Annotated in this window: 3 protein-coding genes and 3 pseudogenes; 2 read left to right on the top strand and 4 right to left on the bottom strand. The window is 58.6% G+C overall.

What is annotated here, in order from left to right; translation table 11 throughout:
* The first annotated feature begins 491 nt into the window (after positions 1–491).
* Positions 492–1531: pseudogene (locus NKJ35_RS30655) on the top strand (IS110 family RNA-guided transposase).
* 234 nt (positions 1532–1765) lie between these two features.
* Here the strand turns inward: NKJ35_RS30655 and NKJ35_RS30650 are convergent.
* The 3 genes and pseudogenes from NKJ35_RS30650 to NKJ35_RS30640 all read right to left on the bottom strand — a co-directional run bounded on the left by NKJ35_RS30650 (position 1766) and on the right by NKJ35_RS30640 (position 3072).
* Positions 1766–1915, bottom strand: a complete 150-nt coding sequence (locus NKJ35_RS30650) for a hypothetical protein (protein WP_352651356.1) — start codon at positions 1913–1915, stop codon at positions 1766–1768.
* A gap of 15 nt (positions 1916–1930) precedes the next feature.
* Entirely contained in the window at positions 1931–2128 is a 198-nt protein-coding gene (locus NKJ35_RS30645; protein WP_352651354.1) for a hypothetical protein, read from the bottom strand.
* Positions 2125–3072: pseudogene (locus NKJ35_RS30640) on the bottom strand (IS5 family transposase). Before NKJ35_RS30640 ends, NKJ35_RS30645 begins: the two are co-directional and overlap by 4 nt.
* 329 nt (positions 3073–3401) lie before the next feature.
* On the opposite strand from NKJ35_RS30640, the gene NKJ35_RS30635 reads away from it, so the two are divergent.
* The gene (locus NKJ35_RS30635; RefSeq protein ID WP_352651352.1) at positions 3402–4163 is read left to right on the top strand and encodes a CmcI family methyltransferase; all 762 of its coding nucleotides are present in this window, start codon (positions 3402–3404) and stop codon (positions 4161–4163) included.
* A 37-nt stretch (positions 4164–4200) separates the two neighbouring features.
* Here NKJ35_RS30635 and NKJ35_RS30630 read toward each other — a convergent pair.
* Positions 4201–4491 (bottom strand): annotated as a pseudogene (locus NKJ35_RS30630) (integrase core domain-containing protein); the annotation flags it as partial.
* Between the last annotated feature and the right edge of the window lie 454 nt (positions 4492–4945).

Raw genomic sequence — 4945 nt, 5'->3', positions numbered from 1 at the left:
CGAACCAGTGAAGATCTCCAGCCGACGGACCGGCTCCTCGTCCCTGGACTTAAGCGTAAACTCTGAAATCGTCATATGTCGAAGCTGCCCTCAAAGGCCTCGAACATCGTCCCTTACATCCACGCGCGAAAGGTGCCGCCGGGACAGCGCTTACTAAGCAACCAAATCCTACCAAATTTCAACGCTTGCGCCACATCCACCAACCCCCATGGATTTTTCAGGCTAAGTAGCGCAGCGCGTTCATCACCCTCCCGGAAATCGACCTCGAGGGAATGATTCCGACCCGGGCTTGGCCGGCCGGGCAAGGTCGTGAAACAGATTGAGACGCCTAGATGGGGTAACGGGCCGCCAAGCGGGCCTCTCACTTCGCTACGGCGCTTGAGTGGCGCGCTCCGCTCGCGGCTTGCTTGGCGATGAGGTGGTCGTCCCTCACACTGATGGTGTTAACGGAGTCGGGACAGGCCCGCTCCAAGCGTCAAGGAGAGACGACCATGGAGCATTATGCAGGGATCGACGTGTCATTGGAATACTCGAGCGTGTGCGTTGTCGATGCAAGCGGCAAGATCGTTCGCGAAACCAGGGTGGCGAGCGAGCCGGAGGCATTGATTGCCTGGTTTGCCTCGCTCGGCCTTCCTCTGGCGCGGATCGGGCTGGAAGCCGGGCCGCTGTCGCAATGGCTCTTTGCGGCGATGCGGCAGGCGGGACTGGCGGTCGAGCTGCTGGAGACGCGACATGTGCGCGACGCCTTCAAGGCCATGCCGGTGAAGTCGGGCCGCAATGACGCTCGCGGGATCGCGCAGCTGATGCGGCTTGGCTGGTTCCGGCCGGTGCATTGCAAGTCGCTGGCCGCGCAAGAGGTGCGGGCGGTGCTGGCGGCGCGCAAGCTTATTCAATCGAAGCTGAGGGATGTCGAGAACAGTGTGCGTGGCATTTTGCGCGGCTTCGGGCTCAAGGTCGGCAAGACAACACCGCGCGACTTTGCTTGCCGCATCCGTGAACTGGTGGCTGGCCATCCGAACCTGAAGACGGTGGCCACGGTGCTGCTTTCTGTGCACGCCGTGCTACTGCGCGAGTTCCAGGCTCTCGAGAAAAAGGTTCGCGCGCTGGTGCGCCTTGATGCCAGGGCCAGGCGGTTGATGTCGACGCCGGGAGTCGGTCCGATCGTGGCTCTCACTTATGCCGCTGCGATCGACGACCCCGGGCGCTTTCGCTCGTCGAAGCGGGCGGGCGCGCATTTCGGCCTGACGCCGAAGAGGTATCAATCCGGCGAGACCGACTATAGCGGCCGCATCAGCAAGATCGGGGATGCCGCAGTGCGCACGGCGCTCTATGAGGCCGCCCACATCATGCTGGTCAAGCCGCTCAAGGGCTGCACGGAGCTGAAAAGCTGGGCGATGCGGATGGCCCGGCGGGCCGGGAGAAGAAGGCCAAGGTGGCGCTGGCGCGCAAGCTTGCGGTGATCCTGCACCGCATGCTCCCCGATGGAACTGTCTTCAACGCGGCGGCCAGGACGATGACGGCAGCCGCCTGAGAAAGGGGAGAACAACGGTATTCGGGCGGGTCACGACACCAGGCCCTCCCGAAGCGAGGTCCCGTTGCCCGGACGATGGATCAGGTCAGACCGCAACAGCCTGCGTGGCATCGCGATCACGCGTCACTAGATTGGTCGGCCTTATCCTCTTCAAACTCCATCAGGTGGCGGTCGCGCACCGACCCCGTACAGAAGCAAGACCCCGGCAACTGGACGATGCAAAAAGGGATTGACCTATCGAGGCCCGTTACAGAAGCAGGCTGTTGAAGAAGGGTCACGTTTGGCTTTGAGGATGGCTTCATCGCCGTGGTGATAGGCGAATGTGATCTCTATCGAGCCGTCGTCGAGCAGTTCGGCGGAGCCGTCGCCGGTGATTTCATCCATCTCGTCGCAGCCACCCTATGCGAAGAAGACCATCGAGGTACTGTGGCTGAGATCGAGGTCGGCTTGCAGGGCGCCGAAGGCGATCTCACCGTGGTTGTCGGCCCCAATGGTGATCGTGGCGGGTCCGCCGAGGTCGAGATAGCGGCGATCCCACAGGTCAGCTTCGATGATGCGCCAGCGGCCGATCAATTGACAGCCGGCAGGTGCGATCATGTCGGCACCGCCATGAGCTTCGGCAACCGCACCAGATTGTAGGCGGCGGCAGCGAAGGTGAAGGCCCATCCGACCCGGTCGCGGCCGCGCAACTTGGTTTTCTCCTGCCCGGCGATTGTCTTGATCCAGCCGACCGCCTCCTCAATGCGCTTGCGGATACACTGGCTGATGGCATAGCCACCGTGCCGGGTCGTGCGCCCGTCAATCGCCGAACTCCGCCCGCTCGTGTTCTGCGCTACATGCGGCGTCACCCTCATCGAGCGCAGTTCGTTGACGAAGTCCTCCGCATCGTAGGCCTTGTCGGCACCGAGCGTGATCGCCCGCGGTAGGTCGGCGCGAGGCTCGACCATGTGCAGTGCCGCCATCCGCTCGGTATGTCCGTCGGCCAGTGTCAGGAAGGCTTCGACCAGCAGGCCGGTGGTCGAGGCATGTGTATCGTTGGATCGTTTCTGGCCATGGAAGTCCGCTTCGGCGTTGCGCCCACCGCCTCAGCCGGCGGCTCGCCAGAGCCATCCTTCGGCTTGACGCTCTTCATCGACGTCCAGGCCTCGATAAGCGTCCCGACCGCGCTCAGGAACTTTGCGGCGATGTCACTTCAGCAACCGGTCGCGGTTCTTGGAGAACACAGAATGATCCCAGGCCGCATCGTTGACGCCAATCCCGACGAACCAGCGGAACAGAAGGTCCTATTCCAGCCGCTCCATCAACAGCCGCTCCGAGCGGATCGAATAGAACGCCTGCAAAAGCATCGCCCGCAGCAGCTTCTCCGGCGGAATCGACGGCCGCCCAATCGGCGAGTACCACGCCGCAAACTCCCGCTCCAGCGCTGCCAGCGCGTCGTTCACAATCGCCCAAAATGCGGCGCAACGGATGATCGCGCCGCACCCGAGCCTCGAGGTCCACTAGCTGAACAGTTCGCCCGTCAGTTCGTCCCCGCCTCGCATGCATCGGTCTCCGAACCCCTTCGCAGACAATGAATCATCGTTGCAGACCTGTGGCGAGTTCCTTTTTTCAACGGCCTGCTAGCTCTCCTGATCCAATCATGCGGCGGTCAGAGCGCCGACCGCGAAGAGAAGCGAGTAACCTTGCGGGACGGCCAGGAAAAAGTGCAGGAGTGGCTTGACCTCAACGACCCCAATCAGAGAGGCCTCTTAAATAAACCCTACCTGATTTGGTGGCTCCCCAAGGGAGGAAGGTTGTGGTTTATTTGGTTGTAGGGACCAATAGAGCTCACCCCTAAGGACAATGACAGACGCGGTAAGGAGATATACCTATGAAACTCGTTTCCGGATTTAACGCTTTTTGCGAAGCCGCCCTCAAGAACTACCCAGATCAAATAAAGCCAGGTGGATATTTTGATTGGGCAATCGCACTAAGCAGCGTTGTGAATGCTGAATGTTCCGACCGCTTTGCAAAGCCATCGGCACGAGGGTGGAACTCGTCTTTTCACGCAAAGCTGTTTCCTAACCAATACACAAAACTTGGAGTCTTGGCGCAAACGTACAAGGGGTTAATCAATCTCAAGACCCCGTTTGATCTATATTTGTATACACGGCTTATTTGGGAACTTCAGCCGAGGACAATTCTGGAACTCGGTTCTCTTCAGGGTGGAAGCGGAATGTGGTTCGCTGATCAAATGTCCGTGCTCTGCGATGAACAAGGTGAAGTTCATTCTTTCGATGTTAATACGGAATGCATCCATGTAAATGCAAGACATCCAATGATTACGTATCATCAAATTGATCTTTCAAACACTTCCAATTTCGACGATCACCTACTCATGAGGCTACCTCATCCATGGCTGGTGGTCGATGACGCGCACATAGAAATATTTTCTGTATTTAGTTACTTGCAAAAATTCCTTGTAACTGGAGATTACTATGTTATAGAAGATAATCCGTTGCAAGCGAATAAAGAGATTATTGAAGGCTTACAGACGATCGAGCAGTTTGGTTTTTTAATCGATACTTATTACACCGACGCGTTCGGAACCAATTTTACTTGTGCTCCCAATGCATGGCTTCGAAAGTCGTAAGTGTCAGCGGTTGGATTTGTAACCTTGCCCCCAGTTTCTATCCAGTTTTGAGTTCGTTTCCGGCGTGGGTTGTGCCCTGTTGGGCGGGTGAAGCGACGGGCGCTGGCGCGGAGCCTTTGGCATAGCGCAGCGCGAGCGACCGTCGCAGATTGAAGGTGGTGGCGAACTCGGCCGGTGTCTGCCAGGCGATTTGGGAATGCGGCCGCGCGGTGTTGTAGTCGGCGCGCCACAGGGCGATGGCGACGCGTGCCTGAGCCAGCGAAGTAAACAGCGTCTCGTTGAGCAGTTCATCGCGCGGTCGGCCGTTGAAGCTCTCGATGAAGCCATTATCCGGCATGATGTTCTTGGTGCCATCGTTTGTTCGGTCGTCAGGTTCGTTAAGCTTGGCGCATCCGGGCCACGGGGCACCGGGAGCACGCAAGTGCGGGCAGGCCGTCGTATGCAGATGAACTGCGTGTTCGAGGACATTATCTGGCCGCCCTACGACTCGCCCGGATGCGCTGCGAGCGTGGATCCGTATTTGTCGAGTTGCCCGCTCGCTCCCTGTTCGTGACCAACGATGGAGGGAACCGTGCGTATTATCGGCATGGACATACACCGCGTAGCCGCCGAGGTCGTGTCGTTGCTTGATGGCGAGATCGTCAAGCTCGGCCGCGTTTAAATTGTAAAAGTTTAAACTTTATCTGACAGACGGTGTCCTAGTCACCTGAATCTGAAGTTCGGTTCATTGTCTTCTGGCAGAAACGCTTGACCGATGCGAGGATCTGGTCGGCGGATTTGAC

The organism is Mesorhizobium sp. M0136 (genome assembly GCF_040322515.1).
GTDB lineage: Bacteria > Pseudomonadota > Alphaproteobacteria > Rhizobiales > Rhizobiaceae > Mesorhizobium.
Note: the sequence above shows the minus strand (reverse complement) of the source record. Positions and strands in the feature narration are given on the sequence as shown.

What these genes read in the sequence shown, in the direction of transcription:
- NKJ35_RS30650 (WP_352651356.1), bottom strand. Translation starts at nt 1,915, where the DNA reads ATGGATGAAATCACCGGCGACGGCTCCGCCGAACTGCTCGACGACGGC.
- NKJ35_RS30645 (WP_352651354.1), bottom strand. Translation starts at nt 2,128, where the DNA reads ATGATCGCACCTGCCGGCTGTCAATTGATCGGCCGCTGGCGCATCATC.
- NKJ35_RS30635 (WP_352651352.1), top strand. Translation starts at nt 3,402, where the DNA reads ATGAAACTCGTTTCCGGATTTAACGCTTTTTGCGAAGCCGCCCTCAAG.